This is a genomic window from Micromonospora echinofusca, from assembly GCF_900091445.1.
Lineage (GTDB): Bacteria > Actinomycetota > Actinomycetes > Mycobacteriales > Micromonosporaceae > Micromonospora > Micromonospora echinofusca.
Window position 1 is genome coordinate 735012 of sequence record NZ_LT607733.1, and the last position, 18258, is coordinate 753269.

The following is an 18258-nucleotide window of genomic DNA, read 5'->3' on the forward strand; positions in this document are numbered from 1 at the left end:
AGACTGGTGGGGTGAGCACACCGATCCGCGCGTCCTCCATCCTGCCCGGCCACCGGGAGGACATCGAGCTGCACACCGCCGACGGTCTGCGGCTGGTCGGCGAGTTGGCCCGGCCGCTGGACCGTGAGCCGGTGGGCACCCTCGTCTGCCTGCACCCACTGCCGACGCACGGCGGAATGATGGACAGCCACGTGTTCCGCAAGGCGGCGTGGCGGCTGCCGGCCCTGGCCGACCTGGCGGTGCTCCGCTTCAACACCCGGGGCACCAGCAGCCTGCGTGGCACCAGCGAGGGGGCGTTCGACAACGCGGTCGGCGAGCGCTTCGACGTCGCCGCCACCATCGAGTACGCCGAGTTCCACGAGTTGCCGAACATCTGGCTGCTGGGCTGGTCGTTCGGCACCGACCTGACCCTCAAGTACGGCTGCGACCCGGCCGTCGTCGGGGCGATCCTGCTCTCCCCGCCGCTGCGCTTCTCCGCGCCGGCGGACCTGGAGCACTGGGCGGAGTCCGGCAAGCCGCTGACCGCGCTGGTACCCGAGTTCGACGACTACCTGCGCCCCGAGGAGGCCCGGGAGCGCTTCGCGGCGGTGCCGCAGGCCGAGGTGGTCGGGGTGCCCGGGGCGAAGCACCTCTGGGTCGGCGACGCCGAGACCGTGCTGGACGAGGTGGTCCGCCGGGTCAACCCGGCCGCCGCCGTGCCGCTGCCGACGACCTGGGACGGCCCGATGGAGACCGGCGACGTCAGCGCGTACGCCGACCGGACCGTGGCCTCCTTCGCGGACCGCCCGGTGCCCGGCCCGCCCGCCGGCCAGGCCGGCTGAGCCACCTCCGCCTCGCACTCCCGTCGTGGACCCGGCCGTCCGGTCCCCCGTGACCGACCGGGCCGGGCCGGGTCAGCGGGACTCCTGCCGGGGCAGGACCACCTCCCGCAGGATGAGCTGGAACGCGGCCACCGCCGGGATCGCGATGAGCGCGCCCACCACACCCAGCAGGGAGACCCCGAGCAGGGCGGCCACCAGGGCGGCCACCTCGTTGACCGCCACCGACCGGCGCATGATCTTCGGATAGATCAGGTAGTTCTCCACCTGCTGGTAGATCAGGAAGAACACCGCGCAGGCGATGCCGACCGGCAGGTCCGTGGCGAATCCGACCAGGCTGACGATCACCGCCCCCATGGTCGCGCCGATCTGCGGGATCAGGTCCGTGACCGCGACCACCACGGCCAGCGCGAACGGGTACGGCAGCCCGACGATCAGCGCGAACACGTACGTGGAGATCCCGGCCAGCACCGCGATGCTGAGCGCGCCGACCATGTACGCACCCACCTTGGTCAGGATCTCGTCCCCGATGAGCTGCACCCGCTCCCGGCGCGAGCGGGGCACCAGCGAGTAGCCCAGGTCGCGCAGCCGGTCGAAGTAGGCCAGGAAGTAGATGGTCAGCACCAGCACGGTCAGCCCCCGGAAGACCGTGCCGAAGAGCAGTTGGGCGCCGCCGAGCACCCCGCCGAGGGCCTGCCCGACGGTGTCGGCGTTGGCCGCGTTCTGCAACCGTTCCATGAGGTCGTACCGGACCACCAGGTCGTTGACCGTCTCGTTGCGGCGCAACGCCTCCAGGTAGCTCGGCAGCTGCTCGATGAACTGCCCGCTCTGGGTGACGATCGGCGGCACCAGGGCGAACACGCCACCGCAGAGCAGCAGCACGACCGTCAGCGCGACCACCGCCACGGCGATGCCGTGCGGCAGCCCCCAGGAGCGCAACCGGACCACCGCGGGGTGCAGGCCGACCGCGAGGAAGAGCGCGATGACCACCAGGACCAGGATGCCGGCCGCGTTGCGCAGGCCCAGATAGAGGGCGTACGCCAGCAGCACCCCCGCCGCGCCGGTGAAGCCGACCAGGAAGCTGCTGCGCTTCAGCGGCCGTCCCGGCGTACCGAACCGGCTCGACCCGTTCGCCTCCGGCTCGCTGCGGTCCGTGGCACCGGTGGCCCGCTGGCCGTGGTCCGTGCTCCCCGTTGCGGGCTGACCGCCGTCCGTGGTGCCCGTCGTCGGCTCGCTGCGGTCCGTGGTGCCCGCCGTCGGCTCGCTGCGGTCCGTGGTGCCCGTCGTCGGCTCGCCGCCGTCCGTGGTGCCCGAGGGCCGGGTGTGGTGCTCGGGCGCGGTGGCGTGCTCCGGCTTTCGGCTCCCGTCGCCCGGTCCCGGGGTGCTGGCGGACTCCCGGCCGCCGCTCGACGCCGTCGGTCCGTCGTCCGCCATCGGACCTCCCCTGATCGATTCGCGCCGACGGCTCCACCACGGTTCGCGTCGACGGATTCCACCCGGGAGCGTACGCCGCAAGCCCGACCCGCCCCGCAGCTCGCCCGACCCACCTGGCCCGCCCACACACCCCGCTGGGATGTGTGGGCAGGCCCGGGTCTTGAGATCTTGGTAGGAACGGGCCCCTCCCGGGGCCGTTTCTTACCAAGATCCGCCCGACGACCCAGGTCGCCGGGCGGTGCCGTGCACAGGGGTCAGTCCTTGTCGACGACCACCTTGCTCGGCTTGGCGCTGCGCTCGTCGGTGGTCGGCTTGGCCGGGCGCTTGCCGTTCTCGCCCGTGCTGGTGATCTTCGTCGGGGTCGCGCCCCGGCCGCCCTCGCCGGGTACCGCCGCCACGGTCGGCTCTCCGTCCACGCCGGCACTGGCCGTGCCCCCGTCGACGGTGGTCACGGTGGCGACCTTGCCGTTGGTCGGCTGCCCGGTGTCCGCCGGCTCGATCCGGCCCTTGGCCGGCTGCCCGGCATCCTCGGGCTCCACCTTGCCGGCAGCGGGCTTCTCACCCGAGGAGGACGCGCCCTCCGCGGCGCCCGTCGTCCCGGCGCCCGCACCGACCGGGGCCTTGTCCGTCGTGCCCGCACCGACCGGGGCCTTGTCCGCACCGACCGGGGCCTTGTCCGCACCGACCGGGGCCTTGTCCGCACCGACCGGGGCCTTGTCCGCGCCGACCGGGGCCTTGTCCGCCGCGCCCGCGCCCGCCTTGGCCTTGTCCGCGCCGACCGGGACAGCGCCCGCACCGACCGGGGCCTTGTCGGCGGCGTCCCCGCCGGCCGGGGCCGCCTCCGCCGAGGCCTTGGCCGCGTCGGGACGGGGCCTGCCGCCGTTCGCCGTGGCCGGCGAAGGCTTGCCGCCCGCCACGACCGGGGCGACGGCGCCGTCCGCTCCGCCCGGCCGGTCGGCCGCGCCGAGTACGCCCAACCGCAGCTCCGCCACCTGGCGCTGGAGCTCGTCGGACTCCTGCCGGGACTTCCAGGTCTCCTGCCGCAGGTCGGCCAGCTCCTGCTGGGCCTGGGCGATCTCCAGCATCACCTGGGCGAGCTGCTGGCGGCTCGCGGCGGCCTCCTGTTGGGTGGCGGCGAGATGCTGCTGGGTGGTGGCCAGGTGCTGCTGGGTCGTGGCCGCGTACTCCTCGAACTGCCGGCGCGACGTCGCCGCGTGCTCGTCGGCCCTGCGGCGCTTCTCGGCCGCCTCCGACTCGGCCCGGCCGAGCAGCGCCGCGGCCTCCTCCTCGGCCCGCTGGCGCATCGTCAGGGCGTCCTGCTCGGCGGCCTGGCGGACGGTGGCGGCACCCTGCTCGATCTCGTTCCGGCGGGCGGTGTACTCCGTCTCCAGGGCGGTGCGGCGCGCCTCGAACTCCGACTCCAGCTCGTCGTGCCGGCTCGTGTGCTGCTTGTCCAGCTCGGCGAGACGGGTCTTGTACTGCTTCTCCAACTCGTCGCGGCGTGCGGTGAACTCCTGCTCGGCCGTCGCGCGGCGCTGGGTCAGCTCGCGGTCCGCGGCCTCGCGCCGGTTGTTGACCTCCTGCTCCACCCCGGCCCGCCAGGCGCCCAGCTCCTGCTGCGTCTGGGCCCGGGCGTGCTGCACGTACGCCTCGGTCTCGGTGCGCATCCGCTGCACGTAGGCCTCGGTCTCGGCGCGGTTGCGCTTGGCGGTCTCGGCCGCCTGCGTGGTGAGCCGCTCCGCCTCCTGGCGGGCCTTCTCCCGGGTGGCCCGCCCGGCGTCGGCGGCGTCGTCGATGATCTGCTTGGCGTCGCGCTGCGCCTTGGCGTGGGTGGCCCGGCCGGCCTCGGTGGCCTGGTCGACCAGGCGCTTGGCCTCCTGCTGGGCCTTGGCGTGCACCTCCTTGGCGGCCTCGCGCAGCTGGGTGGCCTCCTGCTGGGCCTTGGCGTGCACCTCCTTGGCCGCCTCGCGCAGCTTGGTCGCCTCCTGCTGGGCCCGCTGGTGGATCTCCTTCGCCGCGTCCCGCAGCTGGGTGGCCTCCTGCTGGGCCTTGGCCAGCGCGTCCTGGGCGGCCTTGCGCAGCCGGGCGGCCTCCTCCTTGGCCGCCCTGACCGCGGCGTCCGCCTCGGCCCTGCGGGCGGCGCTGTGCCGCTCCTCCTCCGTCCGGCGGGCGGCCAACGCGATCTCGAAGTCCTTGAGGGCAGTGGCGGCCTGCTCGCGGGCCTCGTCCACGATGTGCTCGGCGGCGGCCCGGCGAGCTTCGATCTCCTCGTTGGCGGCGGCCAGGATCGCGTCGGCCTGCTCCTCGGCGATGGTGAGGATCTGCTCGACCCGCGGGCCCAGGTGCCGGTAGGAGACGTTCTCCAACGCCCCGGACGACTTGCGCGCCTGGGCGAGGTCGCGTTGGAGCACCTCGACCTGGCCGGCCAGCTTGTGGATCTGTGTGTAGGCCTGTTCCCGCTCGGCCGCCAAGGCCGCGATCTCGTGCTCCGCGCGAGCGACGTACCGGTCGACCTGTCGTTTCTCGTACCCCCGCAGAGCGGACTCGAAGCTGGGCTCCGTGGTCACGTCCCCGCCGAGAGCGAACAGTTCCTCGCCGTGCGACATGCCCCCATCCTCACACGCCTCCAGTCCGGCTGGGGCGATACGGACGCCCCGGATAGGACCTACTTCACTGCCGACACGCCCGGGCGATTCGCCTGGCGCGAAAAAGCGTACGGCGCGGGGCGCACCGGTCACCCGGTGTCACCCCGCGCCGTCGATCATGCCCCGGTCGGGTGGGTCGGTCTGGGTCAGTTGGACGTCTCCGCGGTCACCCGCTCGTCGGTGCTGTCGGCCTTCTTCGCCTCCGGCTTGGGTTGCGCGGCGGGCGGCGTGGCGGGCACGCCCGGCACGATGCCGGCGAGACCGGAGAGCATCTGGCCGAGCTGCGAGGTGACGGCGTCCTTCTGCCGGGTGAGGTCCTCGACCTCGCGGCGGGCCGCCTGGGTGGTCAGCTCGGCCTCGGTGCGCGCCTCGGTGAGCAGGCGGTTGGCCTCGGCCTTCGCCTCGGTGAGCGTCTTGTCGGCCAGCGCCTTGGCCTTGTCGACCGTCTCGTTGGCGGTGCGCTCGGACTCGACCCGGCGGGCCTCGGCGCGCTGCTCGATCTCCTTGGCCCGCTCCTGCGCGGCGTGGGCGCGCTGCTCGGCCTCGCTGACCAGCTTCTGGGTCTGGGCGACCTGCGCGGCGTGCCGCTCGGACTCCTCGCGCTCGGCCTTCTCCCGGCGCTCGGCGAGCTGGAGTTCGAGGGCCTGGAGGTCCTTGTCGCGCTTGTCGCGGGCGTCGGTGAGCAGCTTGGTCGCCTCGGCGCGCTTCTCCTCGGCCTCGCGGGCGGCCTTCGCCCGCTGCTGGGTGATCTCCCGCTCGGCGGTGGCCCGCAGGGTGGCGACCTCACGCTCGACGGTGGACTTCAGCTCGGCGACCTCGTGGGCGGTCACCGTACGCAGCTGCTTGGTCTCCCGGTCGGCGTCGGCGCGCAGCGTGTCGGCCTCGCGACGGGCCTGGACGCGGACCTCGGCGGCCTCGCGCTCGGCGGCGGTGCGGACGCTGCCGGCCTCCCGCTCGGCGTTGGCCTTCATGGCCGCCGCCTCGGCGCGCGCCTTGTCGGTGATCTCGCGCGCCTCGAGGCGGGCGGCGGAGAGGATGCCCTCCGACTCCCGCTTGGCCTCGTTGCGGTGGTCGTTGGCCTGCTCCTCGGCCAGCCGGAGGATCTGCTCGACGCGGGTGCCGAGGCCCGAGAGGGTGGGCCGGCTGTTCTCCTCGAGCTGCTTGTTGGTCTCGGCGAGCTTCTGCTCCAGCGCGCTCATGCGCTGCTCGGCCTGGCGCAGGCGGCGCTGGGCGTCGTTCATCCGCTGCTCGGCCTCGGCGCGGGCCTGCTCGGACTGGGTCAGCGCGGCCGTCATCCGGCCGATGAAGTCATCGACCTGATGGGTGTTGTAGCCGCGCAGGCCAACGGTGAAATCGGGCTGCGAGTTCGCGTTATCGAAGAACGCAAGAGGGGAGGACTGCTGGGGCATTGGGACATACTCGCAGACCCCCCAGGGTGCTTCGCAAGAGCGGTCCCGAGCTTTCGTGTCCTCTTTACATGGTCAACTACAGCTCCGTCCATGGCGGGACGGATCGCCGATCTTGGCAGGTCCCGGGCGGGTCGGACGGCACGGAGCGTGACAGGGGAGAGGGCACGGAGCGTGACATGGAAAAGGGCCGCGGGAGTACCCCGCGGCCCTTTGTCGCGCGATGGTCCGCATCACTCGAATGAGTGTCCGACACCCGGCGGAAAGGCAATCGCCGTTCACCGCAATGGTCGGCCCCGCCTCATCCGCCGGGTCAGTGGCCCCGGAACCGGTTGATCGCGTCCTCGTGCCGGGAGCGGAGTTCGCGGTCGCGTACGCCGAGGCCGTCCGACGGGGCGAGGCAGCGGACGCCGACCTTGCCCTGGTGCGCGTTGCGGTGCACCTCGTACGCGGCCTGGCCGGTCTGCTCCAGCGCGTAGGTCTTCGACACGGTGGGGTGGACCCTGCCCAACGCCACCAGCCGGTTGGCCTCCCACGCCTCGCGGTAGTTGGCGAAGTGGCTGCCGATGATCCGCTTCAGATGCATCCAGAGGTAGCGGTTGTCGTACTGGTGCAGGAAGCCGCTGGTGGAGGCGCAGGTGACGATGGTGCCGCCCTTCTTGGCCACGTAGACGCTGGCGCCGAAGGTCTCCCGGCCGGGGTGCTCGAAGACGATGTCCGGGTCCTCGCCGCCGGTCAGCTCGCGGATGCGCTCGCCGAAGCGGCGCCACTCGTCCTGGTCCTGGGTCTGCTCGTCCTTCCAGAAGCGGAAGCCCTCGGCGGTGCGGTCGATCACCAGCTCGGCGCCCATCTTCCGGCACAGCTCCGCCTTCTCCGGCGAGGAGACCACGCAGACCGGGATCGCACCGCCGTTGAGCGCCATCTGGGTGGCGTAGCCGCCCAGGCCGCCGGAGGCGCCCCAGATCAGCACCACGTCGCCCTGCTTCATGTTCGCCCCGTGGTGCGACACCAGCTGCCGGTACGCCGTCGAGTTGACCAGCCCGGGGCTGGCCGCCTCCTCCCAGCTCAGGTGGCGCGGCTTGGGCATCAGCTGGTTGGCCTTGACCACGCACAGCTCGGCCAGGCCGCCGAAGTTGGTCTCGAAGCCCCAGATCCGCTGCTGCGGATCCAGCATGGTGTCGTCGTGCCCGGCCGCGTCCTCCAGCTCCACGGAGAGGCAGTGCGCGACGACCTCGTCGCCGGCCTTCCACTTCGTCACCCCGGGCCCGGTGCGCAGCACCACGCCGGCGGCGTCGGAGCCCACCACGTGGTACGGCAGGTCGTGCCGGCGGGTCAGCTCGGAGAGCCGGCCGTAGCGCTGGAGGAACTTGAAGGTCGGCAGCGGCTCGAAGATGCTGGTCCAGACCGTGTTGTAGTTGATCGCGCTGGCCATCACCGCGACCAGCGCCTCGCCCGGCCCCAGCTCCGGCGTCGGCACCTCCTGCACGTGCAGCGCCTTGCGCGGGTCCTTGTCCCGGGTGGCCAGGCCGTCGAACATCCGGGTCTCGTCGGCGCGCACCACCACGCCGCGGTACGTCTCGGGTACCGGCAGGCCGGCGATCCCGGCGAGTTCCCGTGCGGGTTGGTCGGATCCCTCCGCCCCCATGATCGCTTCGAGGATGTCCTGCACGTCGACCTCCCGTTCGTCCGCACCCCGCCCACGCGGGCCTGGGTGCTGCCATCGTCGGCGCCGGTGCGGCCGACCGCCATGTCGGTGTCCGACACAACCGGCACCGGCCGCGCTCCTGTGGGCCGGGACGTTACTGAACAGTAGCTAGGGCCGGAAGTCCTCTGTGAAAAACTGCATTGGCCGATGAGTGGAGGTGTCCGGGCGGTGGTGGAACCATGCAGCGGCGCGCTCGGCGGGGCGGTGGGCGCCGGCCCCCGCCCAGGTGACGGGGGCCGGCGGCGGGGTCAGTGCCCGGCGGCGGGCTCGACGAGTTCGACCAGCACTCCGCCGGCGTCCTTCGGGTGGACGAAGTTGACGCGCGAGTTGGCGGTGCCGCGCTTCGGGGTGTCGTAGAGCAGCTTCACGCCCCGCTCGCGCAGCTTCGCGCAGGCGACGTCGATGTCCGCCACGGTGTACGCCACCTGCTGCACGCCCGGGCCCTTCTTGTCGAGGAACTTGGCGATGGTCGATTCCGGGCTCAGCGGGGCGAGCAGTTGCACGCAGCCGCCCTCGGCGTCCGGGCCCACGGCCAGCATCGCCTCGCGTACGCCCTGTTCGGCGTTCACCTCGGTGTGCACGCAGCGCATCCCGAAGGTGCGCTGGTAGAAGTCGATCGCGGCGTCCAGGTCGGCGACGGCGACCCCGACGTGGTCGATGCGGCGCAGGCCGATGTCTGTGACATAGTCGGCAGCGGTCTCGACGGGGGAGTTCTCAGCCATGGCGCTAGTCTGACCGAACAATCGTTAAGGCGTACAGGTCGGCACCCCTCGGAGGCAGGCATGGCTTCGGTGATCGTCAGCGGCGCGCGGACCCCGATGGGGCGCCTGCTGGGCAACCTCAAGGACCTCCCGGCGACCCGGCTCGGTGGCGTCGCGATCAAGGCGGCGCTCGAGCGGGCCGGCGTCGCCCCCGAGCAGGTCCAGTACGTGATCATGGGGCAGGTGCTCCAGGCCGGCGCCGGGCAGATCCCGGCCCGCCAGGCGGCGGTCGAGGCCGGCATCCCGATGTCCGTGCCGGCGCTGACCGTCAACAAGGTCTGCCTCTCCGGCCTGGACGCGATCGCCCTGGCCGACCAGCTGATCCGCGCCGGCGAGTTCGACATCGTCGTCGCGGGCGGCATGGAGTCCATGACCAACGCCCCGCACCTGCTGTTGGGCCAGCGCGGCGGCTACAAGTACGGCGACGTGGTGGTCAAGGACCACATGGCGCTCGACGGGCTCACCGACGCCTGGGACAGCTGTGCCATGGGGGAGTCCACCGAGCGGCACAACGCCCGGCACGGCATCACCCGCGAGGAGCAGGACGCGTTCGCCGCGACCAGCCACCAGCGGGCCGCCGCCGCGCAGAAGAACGGCCACTTCTCCGAGGAGATCGCCCCGGTCGTCATCCCGCAGCGCAAGGGCGACCCGCTGGTGATCAGCGAGGACGAGGGGATCCGCCCGGACACCACCGCCGAGTCGCTGGCGAAGCTGCGCCCGGCGTTCGCCAAGGACGGCACGATCACCGCCGGCAGCTCCTCGCCGATCTCCGACGGCGCCGCCGCCGTGGTCGTCATGAGCAAGGCCAAGGCCAAGGAGCTGGGGCTGACCTGGCTGGCCGAGATCGGCGCGCACGGCAACGTCGCGGGCCCGGACAACTCCCTGCACTCGCAGCCGTCCAACGCGATCCAGCACGCGCTCAAGAAGGGCGGGCTCGGCATCGAGGACCTGGACCTGATCGAGATCAACGAGGCGTTCGCCCAGGTCGGCATCCAGTCCACCCGTGACCTCGGGGTCAGCCCGGACAAGGTCAACGTCAACGGCGGGGCGATCGCGCTGGGCCACCCGATCGGCATGTCCGGCGCCCGGCTGGTGCTCACCCTCGCCCTGGAGCTCAAGCGCCGGGGCGGCGGCACGGGCGCGGCGGCGCTCTGCGGCGGCGGCGGCCAGGGCGACGCCCTGATCATCCACGTCCCGGCCCCCGGCGAGAGCGGTCACTGACCGCGGTCCGGCCGACCCGTAGAGGCAGCACAGTGAGCGAGATCGTCGACGACGTCCCGGCGGCGGGCGCACCCCCGGTGCGCCGCAGCCGGGACGTGCCGATGCTGGTCGAGCGGGCCCGCGCGGGGGATCCCCGCGCGGTGGCCCGGCTGATCACCCTGGTCGAGTCGGGCGACGAGACGCTGCCGCGCATCGCGGCGGCGCTCGCCCCGTACGCCGGTCAGGCCCAGGTGGTCGGGCTGACCGGCTCGCCCGGGGTGGGCAAGTCGACCACCACCAACGAGCTGGTCCGGGCGCTGCGTGCCCGCGGCCACCGGGTGGGCGTGCTGGCCATCGACCCGTCCAGCCCGTTCACGGGCGGGGCGATCCTCGGCGACCGGGTCCGCATGCAGGACCACGCCACCGACCCGGGCGTCTACATCCGGTCGATGTCCAGCCGGGGCCACCTCGGCGGGCTGTCGGCGGCGACGCCGCAGGCCGTGCGGGTGCTGGAGGGCGCCGGCTGCGACGTCGTGCTGGTGGAGACCGTGGGCGTCGGGCAGGCCGAGGTGGAGGTCGCCTCGCTGGCCGACACCACGCTGGTCCTGCTCGCCCCGGGCATGGGCGACGCGATCCAGGCGGTCAAGGCGGGCATCCTGGAGATCGCCGACGTCTTCGTGGTCAACAAGGCCGACCGGGACGGCGCCGACGCCACCTACCGCGACATCCAGGGCATGATCGCCCTGAGTGAGCGCGGCCCGGGCGACTGGCGGCCGCAGGTGGTGCGCGCGATCGCCTCCCGGGGCGAGGGGATCGACGACATCGCCGCCGCCATCGACAAGCACCGTGGCTGGCTGGTCGAGCACGGCGAGCTGCGCCGCCGCCAGGAGGCGCGGGCCGCCGCCGAGGTCGAGGCCATCGCGCTGGGCGTCCTGCGCGCCCGGATCGGTTCCCTGCGCGACGGTACGGAGCTGCCGGCGCTCGCCGCGAAGGTGGCCGAGGGCTCCCTCGACCCGTACGCGGCGGCCGACGAACTGCTCGCCCAGATCGCCTCCTGAGCCGATCGCGCGTCCACTGCGGACGGCGTCCGCCTAGTACGCTCGCACCGCCTCGCCCCGACGGCGCGGGGCGGTGCGACGTATGGGGAGATCATGGCTGACGAGGCGACGCGGGAGCTGCCGGTGGCACCGGGTGCGGTGGCGGGCGGCAGCACGCACGTGTCCGACGAGGTGGTGGAGAAGATCGCCGTGGCCGCCGCGCGGTCCGTGCCCGGCGTGGTCGAGTTGGGCGGGGACGTGGCCCGGTTCTTCAACGCCGTGCTGGACAAGGTCGGGCTCGACCAGGTCGGCGACGCCCGGCGCGGCTGCTCGGCCCACGTCACCAACGGGGCGGCGGTGGTCAACCTGGTCATCGTGATCGAGGCCGGCCGCGCGGTGCCGCAGGTGACCGCCGACGTCCGGGCGCAGGTCGCCGGGGCGGTCGAGGCCTACGGGCTGCGGGTCGACGAGATCAACATCAGGGTCGACGACGTGGCCCTGGGCGGGCCCGCGGCACCCGTCGCGTGAGGCGTCGGGCGGCCCAGGTTACCTGCCGGTACGAACTTACTTAGCGATCGTTCAGGTCGGGGCTCTACACTCGCAGTGCAGTCGAGGACTCGAGGAGGAGCCCCGCGGATGAACGCCGACGAGATCGCCGCCGGACGGGCACGCTGGCAGGCCCGCTACGACGCCGCGCGCAAGCGGGACGCCGACTTCACCACGCTCTCCGGGATGCCCGTCGACCCGGTCTACGGGCCGCCGGAGGGTGTCGCCTACCCGGGCTTCGAGCGGATCGGCTGGCCGGGCGAGTACCCGTACACCCGGGGCCTGCACCCGACCGGCTACCGCGGGCGGACCTGGACGATCCGGCAGTTCGCCGGGTTCGGCAACGCCCAGCAGACCAACGAGCGCTACAAGATGATCCTGGGCGCCGGCGGCGGCGGCCTCTCCGTCGCCTTCGACATGCCCACGCTGATGGGCCGGGACTCCGACGACCCGCAGGCGCTCGGCGAGGTGGGCCACTGCGGCGTCGCCATCGACACCGCCGCCGACATGGAGGCGCTGTTCGACGGCATCGACCTGGCCGGGGTCACCACGTCGATGACCATCTCCGGGCCGGCGGTGCCGGTGTTCTGCATGTACCTGGTGGCCGCCGAGCGGCAGGGCGCCGACCCGTCCAAGCTGGACGGCACCCTTCAGACGGACATCTTCAAGGAGTACATCGCGCAGAAGGAGTGGCTCTTCGACCCCGAGCCGCACCTGCGTCTGATCGGCGACCTGATGGAGTACTGCGCCCGGGAGATCCCGCGCTACAAGCCGCTCTCGGTCTCCGGCTACCACATCCGCGAGGCCGGCTCGACCGCCGCGCAGGAGCTGGCCTACACCCTCGCCGACGGCTTCGGCTACGTCGAGTTGGGCCTGTCCCGGGGGCTGGACGTCAACGTCTTCGCGCCCGGCCTGAGCTTCTTCTTCGACTCGCACGTCGACTTCTTCGAGGAGATCGCCAAGTTCCGGGCCGCCCGCCGGATCTGGGCCCGCTGGCTGCGCGACGTCTACGGCGCGACCAGCGAGAAGGCCCTCTGGCTGCGGTTCCACACGCAGACCGCCGGGGTGTCGCTGACCGCCCAGCAGCCGGTCAACAACGTGGTGCGTACGGCCGTCGAGGCGCTCGCGGCGGTGCTCGGCGGCACCAACTCGCTGCACACCAACGCCCTCGACGAGACCCTGGCGCTGCCCACCGACGAGTCCGCCGAGATCGCCCTGCGTACGCAGCAGGTGCTGATGGAGGAGACCGGGGTGACCAACGTGGCGGACCCGCTGGGCGGATCCTGGTACGTCGAGGCGCTCACCGACAAGATCGAGGCCGAGGCGGAGGAGATCTTCGCCCGGATCCGGCAGCTCGGCGGGGAGGGGCCGCACCAGATCGGGCCGATGACCTCCGGCATCCTGCGCGGCATCGAGGACGGCTGGTTCACCGGCCACATCGCCGAGTCCGCCTTTGTCTACCAGCAGGCGCTGGAGAAGGGCGACAAGCGGATCGTCGGCGTCAACTGCCACACCGGCACGGTCGCCAAGGACCTGGAGATCCTGCGCATCTCGCACGAGGTGGAGCTGGAGCAGCGCCGGGTGCTGGCCGAGCGGAAGGCCGGCCGCGACGAGGCCACCGTCAAGGCCGCGATCGAGCGGATGGTCGCCGTCGGCCGGACCGACGGCAACATGATCCCGGCCATGCTGGACGCCGTACGCGCCGAAGCCACCCTCGGCGAGATCTGCGACGCCCTGCGCGCCGAGTGGGGCGTCTACCGCGAACCGGCCCGCTTCTGACCCACCCCGTTCCCCGGCCCCGTCCCTCCGCCATCCGCACTCCGCGACCCATGTCTCCCACGCCCCCGCCAGCACCGCGCAGTCCGCGTGCCGGGGGCGCGGGCGCACGGTCGCCGCAGTGCCGGGCGAGAGGGCGGGGCAGGGGCGGGAGCAGCCGTGACAGTCGCAACTGTCGCCGTCGCGGTTGATCTGAGTTCGGCGGGTCGCGTGCGAGACTAGGTAACCATGAGCGACCCACGGATCACCTCGTCGATCTTCACCCGCGGCGCGGTCGACCTCAGCGCGCTGCGCACCCCCGCACCGGCCCCTGCCCGCCCCGCCACCCCGGCCCAGTCCGCCCCCTCCGCCGACTTCCCCGGCGCCGCCGGTGGCGGCGTCGCCGTCATCGACGTGAGCGAGGCGACATTCCAGTCCGAGGTTCTCGAGCGCTCGCTCAGCACACCGGTGATCGTGGACTTCTGGGCCGAGTGGTGCGAGCCGTGCAAACAGCTGAGCCCCGTGCTGGAGCGGCTGGCCGCGGAGGGCGGCGGCGCCTGGGTGCTCGCCAAGGTCGACGTGGACGCCAACCCCCGGATCGCCCAGATGTTCCGGGTGCAGGGCATCCCGATGGTCTACGCGGTCGTCGGCGGCCAGCCGATCGACGCCTTCTCCGGGGTGGTGCCCGAGGCGCAGCTGCGGCAGTGGATCCAGGCGGTGCTCAAGGCCGGTGGCGTGAGCGTCGAGGAGCCGGAGGACCCGCGCCTCGACGAGGCCGACGACGCCCTGATGAGCGGCGACCTCGACGCGGCCGAGCGGGCGTACCGCAAGATCCTCGCCGAGTCGCCGGCGGACGCCGCGGCGGAGGCGGGCCTCGCCCAGGTCGGGCTCGCCCGCCGGGTGGCCGGGGCCGACCCGGGCGCGGCGATCGCCGCCGCCCAGGCCAACCCCGACGACGTCGAGGCCCAGCTCCTGGCCGCCGACATCGAGGTGCTCAGCGGTCAGGCCGAGGCGGCGTACGCCCGCCTGGTGGGCCTGGTCCGCCGCACCGCCGGCGACGAGCGGGAGAGGGTACGCCAGCACCTGGTCGGCCTCTTCACGGTCGCCGGGCCGGAGGATCCCGCGGTCGCCTCGGCGCGCCGGGCCCTGGCCAGCGCCCTGTTCTGAGCACCCTTGTTCCGGGCCCGCCCTGTTCCTGAGCGCGCCCTGAACCTGTAGCACGCCAGCGCGGGCCGGCGTTCCGGCCGGCCCGCCCGACACCTCGAGGACGGGAGCCCATGATGCGCCGGATCGCCGTCCTCGACGCGCCCAGCAACCTCGGCCTGCGCCCACCCACGTCCACCTCGGTCCCCGGCTGCGGCAAGGCCCCGGGCGCGCTGCGCGACCAGGGGCTGCTCGCCCGGCTGCGGGCCCGCGACGCCGGCTGCCTCACCGCGCCCCGCTACGACCCCGGCGACTGGCGACCGGGTGACGGCGTCTGCCACGCCCGGGAGATCGCCGACTACTCGGTGGCGCTCGCGGAGCGGATCGGCGCCATCATCGACCGCAGCGAGTTCCCGCTGGTGCTCGGCGGCGACTGCTCCATCCTGCTCGGCTCGGCGCTGGCCATGCACCGGCTCGGCGAGGCGGTCGGCGGGCGCATCGGGCTGGTCTTCGTCGACGGGCACTCCGACTTCCGGCACCCCGGCAACGCCTCCTACGTGGGCGCGGCCGCCGGCGAGGACCTCGCCCTGGTCACCGGGCGGGGGCAGGCCGACCTGGCCGCCATCGAGGGCCGCCGGCCGTACTTCCGGGACATCGACGTGGTGGTGCTCGGCATCCGGGCGCAGGACGAGTACCGCCTGGACCTCCAGGCCGCCGGGATCACCACCCGGCCGGTGCCGGCGCTGCGCGCCGAGGGCGCCGCGCGTACGGCGCAGTGGGCGCACGAGCAACTCGCCGACTGCGCCGGCTACTGGGTGCACATCGACGTGGACGTGCTGGACCCCGCCGTGATGCCGGCCGTCGACGCCCCCGACCCGGGCGGGATCGCCTTCGCCGAGCTGGAGATCCTGCTCGCCGGCCTGGTCGACACCCCGCACTGCCTCGGCGTCGAGCTGACCGTCTTCGACCCCGACTACGACCCCGACGGCTCGTACGCGGCCGAGATCGTCAACACCGTGGTCGCCGGGCTGCGTCCGGTCTCCGCGCCGGCGGCGTCGCCGCCCCGACTGCTGCCGGGCCCGTCGACATCCGTCCGCTCGGCCGGCCGATCGTCTCCCGCCTCGGCCGGTTTGTCGTCGGTCCCCTCGGCGCGGCGGGGCAATGGTCGTCCAGAGGTCCCCATGCCCCCGTCCGTCGCCGGCCCGTCCGTCGCCGGCGCGTCCGTTGCTGGCCCGGTCGTCGTCCCCGGTCCGGAGCGCGACGGCGACCGTGGCGTGGGCGGGGCCGAGGAGATCTCGTCGGCTCCGCCGGGGGCGGCCGGATCGCTCGGGGCGGTGGGGCCGCTCGGGCCGATCGGTGCGGTCGGGTCGGGCACTCCGGTGCCGGCGACTGCCGCTTCCGACGACCCGGCCGCGCCGGAACCCGTCGGCCCGCCCGCCTCCGCCGGCCCGGGCCTGCTGCGTCGGACGCCCCTCGCGGACCTCGACCCGGACGAGCCGCTGCCCGCGCCCGAGGACGGCACCTCGCCGACCGCCGCCGGCATCGCCTGACCGCCGGGCCTCCCTCCGGACCGGACCAGTCGGCCGCAGTCGTCCTCCGCCGGGCAGGGGCCTGAGCCAACAGGCGCGTCGCGGCCCGGTCGGCGTGTGTGCCCCGTCCGTAGGGGCAGGTCGACAGCGCCGAGCGGGCTGGGCAGTCAGGGCGCTCACCCTCGATGACGAGGCCAACGAGGCCCCGGCTCGGCTACCGGTCAGGCAGACGCCGCCGACGGCGTCGGGGCGGGCACGGCGTCGGGTGAAGCCAGTGCCGGGCGAACGCGGTGTCAGCGGCCGAGGGCGCGGAGGAAGCGTTCGGCGGCGGGGACGGCGGTGGCGGTGCTGGCGCCGCCCTTCTCCACGAAGACCGCGAACGCGACGTCGCCCTGCCAGCCGACGAACCAGGCGTGGGTGTGGGCCGGGTTGTCGTCGTACTCGGCGGTGCCCGTCTTGCCGTGCACCGGCGCGCCCGGCACGTCCCGCAGCGCGCTGCCGGTGCCGGCCGTGACCACCTCCCGCATCATCGCGCGTACGGCCTGCACCGACTCCGGCTTGAGCTGCGGGCCGGGGGCGGCGGGCTGGGCCGGAGCCGGGTCGAGCACCAGCTTGGGCTGCTCGAAGCCGCCCCGGGCGACCGCCGCGGTGGCCGACGCCATGGCGAGCGGGCTGACCAGCGTCGTGCCCTGGCCGATGGCGGCTGCGGCCTGCTCGGTCGCGCCGCCGTTCGCCGAGACCTTGCCGGTGAAGGCGTCCAGGCCGACGTCCCACTGCCCCTCCAGCCCGAGGGAGCGGCCGGTCACGGCCAGCCCGTCGGCGCCGAGCTTCGGTGCCAGCGCGGCGAACGCGGTGTTGCAGGACTTGGCGAAGTCGGTGCGGAACGGCACCGGGCCCAGCACGAAGTTGTCGGAGTTCTTGAACGGCCGACCGTCGACGGTGAACGTCTTCGGGCAGGCCACCGTCGCGTCGGGCGTGACCGCGCCCCGGTCGAGCAGGCCGAGCGCGCTGACCATCTTGAAGGTGGAGCCCGGCGGAACCTGGGCGGTGAAGGCCAGGTTCTCCCCGGCCGCCCCGGGGCCGTTGGCCGCGGCGAGCACCGCGCCGTCGCTGATCCGTACCGCCACCAGCGCCGCCCGGCGCTTCTCGGCCCGCAGGGCGGCATCGGCCGCGTTCTGGGTGGACACGTCGAGAGTGGTCTTGACCGGCTGCCCCGGCTTCGGCTCGCTGCGGAACACCTCGGTGCCGGTGGGCACCAGCGTGCCGTCCGGGCCGGGACGCTCCGTGATCACGGTCAGCCCCGCCGCGCCACGGAGCCGCTCGTCGTGGCGGCCCTGGAGGCCCCCGTGGCCGACGAGGTCGCCGGCCTCGTAGCGGTCGGGGTGCCGGGCGAGGTCGTCGGCCTGCGCCGGGTCGACGGAGCCGAGCACCGCCCGGGCGAACTCGCGGGTGGGGGCCAGGTCGAGCTTGTCGCTGCGGAACTTCGTGCCCGGCAGGTCGTAGATGCGCGCCTTGATCTGCCGGTAGGCCTCCTCCCGCAGGGTCACCACCTCGACGAACGCGCCGGGATCCGCGTCGGCGAGCCGCTCAGGCAGGTCGGTGAGGTCCACCGGCGGGGTGATCGCGGGCCGGATCGCCCGGAACGCAGCGTCCAGCTTGCGGGCCAGGCTCGCCGCGTTGGTGACCTCGCTCGGTTGGAGCCCGACGCGCACCACGGGCCGGGGCGCCACGATCGGCTGATTGGCCGCGTCGAGCACCGCGGCCCGGGTGGCGGTGTCGCGGCGCAGCCCCAGCCGGTCGCCCCGGGTCAGCTGCTCCTGCACCAGCTGCGGCTCCCAGATCACCCGCCACTCGTCGCCGCCGCGGGTGAGCCGCACCGGGCGCTCGTACGCCCAACGGGTCCCGCCCGGGAGGGCCCACTCGACCTTGACCACCGCGGTCGCGACGTCCTTGGTCACCTTCGCCTCGCCCCGGCGCGTCAGCGTGGGCGGCGCGGCCGCCAGCTCGCCGGACAGCTCCTTGAGCTCGCGGACGACGTCGGCCGCCGGCACCTTGGCGCCGGTCGGGTCGACGAAGCCGACGGCCTGGAGGTCGCCCGAGCGCCAGCCGACGAGGAACGCGTCGACCTCGCGCTCCGGACCGTCACCGCCCGAGCACGCGGTGAGGGCGCCGCCCGCGAGCGCGGTCGCGGCGAGCAGCGCCAGCGCCGGGCGGAGCCGGTTGCGGCGGGGGCGGCGAGGGTACGGCAGGCGCATGGAACGGATCTCCGATCTCGGAAC

General features: G+C 73.7%; 12 protein-coding genes and 1 pseudogene. 7 read left to right on the plus strand and 6 right to left on the minus strand.

The window, feature by feature from the left end:
- Positions 1–11: 11 nt before the first annotated feature.
- Entirely contained in the window at positions 12–821 is an 810-nt protein-coding gene (locus tag GA0070610_RS03455) for an alpha/beta hydrolase (protein WP_088998686.1), read from the plus strand.
- Positions 822–893: 72 nt separating this feature from the next.
- Here the strand turns inward: GA0070610_RS03455 and GA0070610_RS03460 are convergent, their stop codons facing one another.
- The 5 genes from GA0070610_RS03460 to mce all read right to left on the minus strand — a co-directional run bounded on the left by GA0070610_RS03460 (position 894) and on the right by mce (position 8730).
- On the minus strand, positions 894–2252 hold the full coding sequence (locus GA0070610_RS03460; protein WP_231925891.1) for an AI-2E family transporter: 1359 nt from the start codon (positions 2250–2252) through the stop codon (positions 894–896).
- A gap of 254 nt (positions 2253–2506) precedes the next feature.
- On the minus strand, positions 2507–4858 hold the full coding sequence (locus GA0070610_RS03465) for a coiled-coil domain-containing protein (RefSeq protein WP_088998687.1): 2352 nt from the start codon (positions 4856–4858) through the stop codon (positions 2507–2509).
- Positions 4859–5043: 185 nt separating this feature from the next.
- Positions 5044–6306 (minus strand): coiled-coil domain-containing protein, encoded by a 1263-nt coding sequence (locus GA0070610_RS03470; RefSeq protein WP_088998688.1) that lies wholly within the window; start codon positions 6304–6306, stop codon positions 5044–5046.
- A 310-nt stretch (positions 6307–6616) separates the two neighbouring features.
- Positions 6617–7972: a crotonyl-CoA carboxylase/reductase gene (gene ccrA, locus GA0070610_RS03475; protein ID WP_088998689.1), complete on the minus strand. Its 1356-nt coding sequence runs from the start codon at positions 7970–7972 to the stop codon at positions 6617–6619.
- Positions 7973–8256: 284 nt separating this feature from the next.
- On the minus strand, positions 8257–8730 hold the full coding sequence (mce, locus tag GA0070610_RS03480; RefSeq protein ID WP_088998690.1) for a methylmalonyl-CoA epimerase: 474 nt from the start codon (positions 8728–8730) through the stop codon (positions 8257–8259).
- Positions 8731–8790: 60 nt separating this feature from the next.
- Between mce and GA0070610_RS03485 the strand changes: the two genes are divergently transcribed.
- The 6 genes and pseudogenes from GA0070610_RS03485 to GA0070610_RS03510 all read left to right on the plus strand — a co-directional run.
- Complete coding sequence (locus GA0070610_RS03485; protein ID WP_088998691.1) at positions 8791–9990, plus strand: acetyl-CoA C-acetyltransferase; 1200 nt, start codon at positions 8791–8793, stop codon at positions 9988–9990.
- A gap of 101 nt (positions 9991–10091) precedes the next feature.
- Positions 10092–11027, plus strand: a complete 936-nt coding sequence (meaB, locus tag GA0070610_RS03490) for a methylmalonyl Co-A mutase-associated GTPase MeaB (protein ID WP_392567311.1) — start codon at positions 10092–10094, stop codon at positions 11025–11027.
- Positions 11028–11120: 93 nt separating this feature from the next.
- Entirely contained in the window at positions 11121–11534 is a 414-nt protein-coding gene (locus GA0070610_RS03495) for an Asp23/Gls24 family envelope stress response protein (protein WP_088998693.1), read from the plus strand.
- Between the two features lie 108 nt (positions 11535–11642).
- Positions 11643–13331, plus strand: coding sequence for an acyl-CoA mutase large subunit family protein (locus tag GA0070610_RS03500; protein ID WP_088998694.1), 1689 nt, complete (start codon positions 11643–11645; stop codon positions 13329–13331).
- Between the two features lie 225 nt (positions 13332–13556).
- Entirely contained in the window at positions 13557–14474 is a 918-nt protein-coding gene (locus GA0070610_RS03505) for a tetratricopeptide repeat protein (RefSeq protein ID WP_088998695.1), read from the plus strand.
- A 110-nt stretch (positions 14475–14584) separates the two neighbouring features.
- Positions 14585–15527, plus strand: a pseudogene (locus tag GA0070610_RS03510) (arginase family protein); the annotation flags it as partial.
- Between the two features lie 745 nt (positions 15528–16272).
- Here the strand turns inward: GA0070610_RS03510 and GA0070610_RS03515 are convergent.
- A complete protein-coding gene (locus GA0070610_RS03515; protein ID WP_088998696.1) occupies positions 16273–18234 on the minus strand; it encodes a penicillin-binding transpeptidase domain-containing protein in 1962 nt (653 codons plus the stop codon).
- Positions 18235–18258 lie beyond the last annotated feature (24 nt).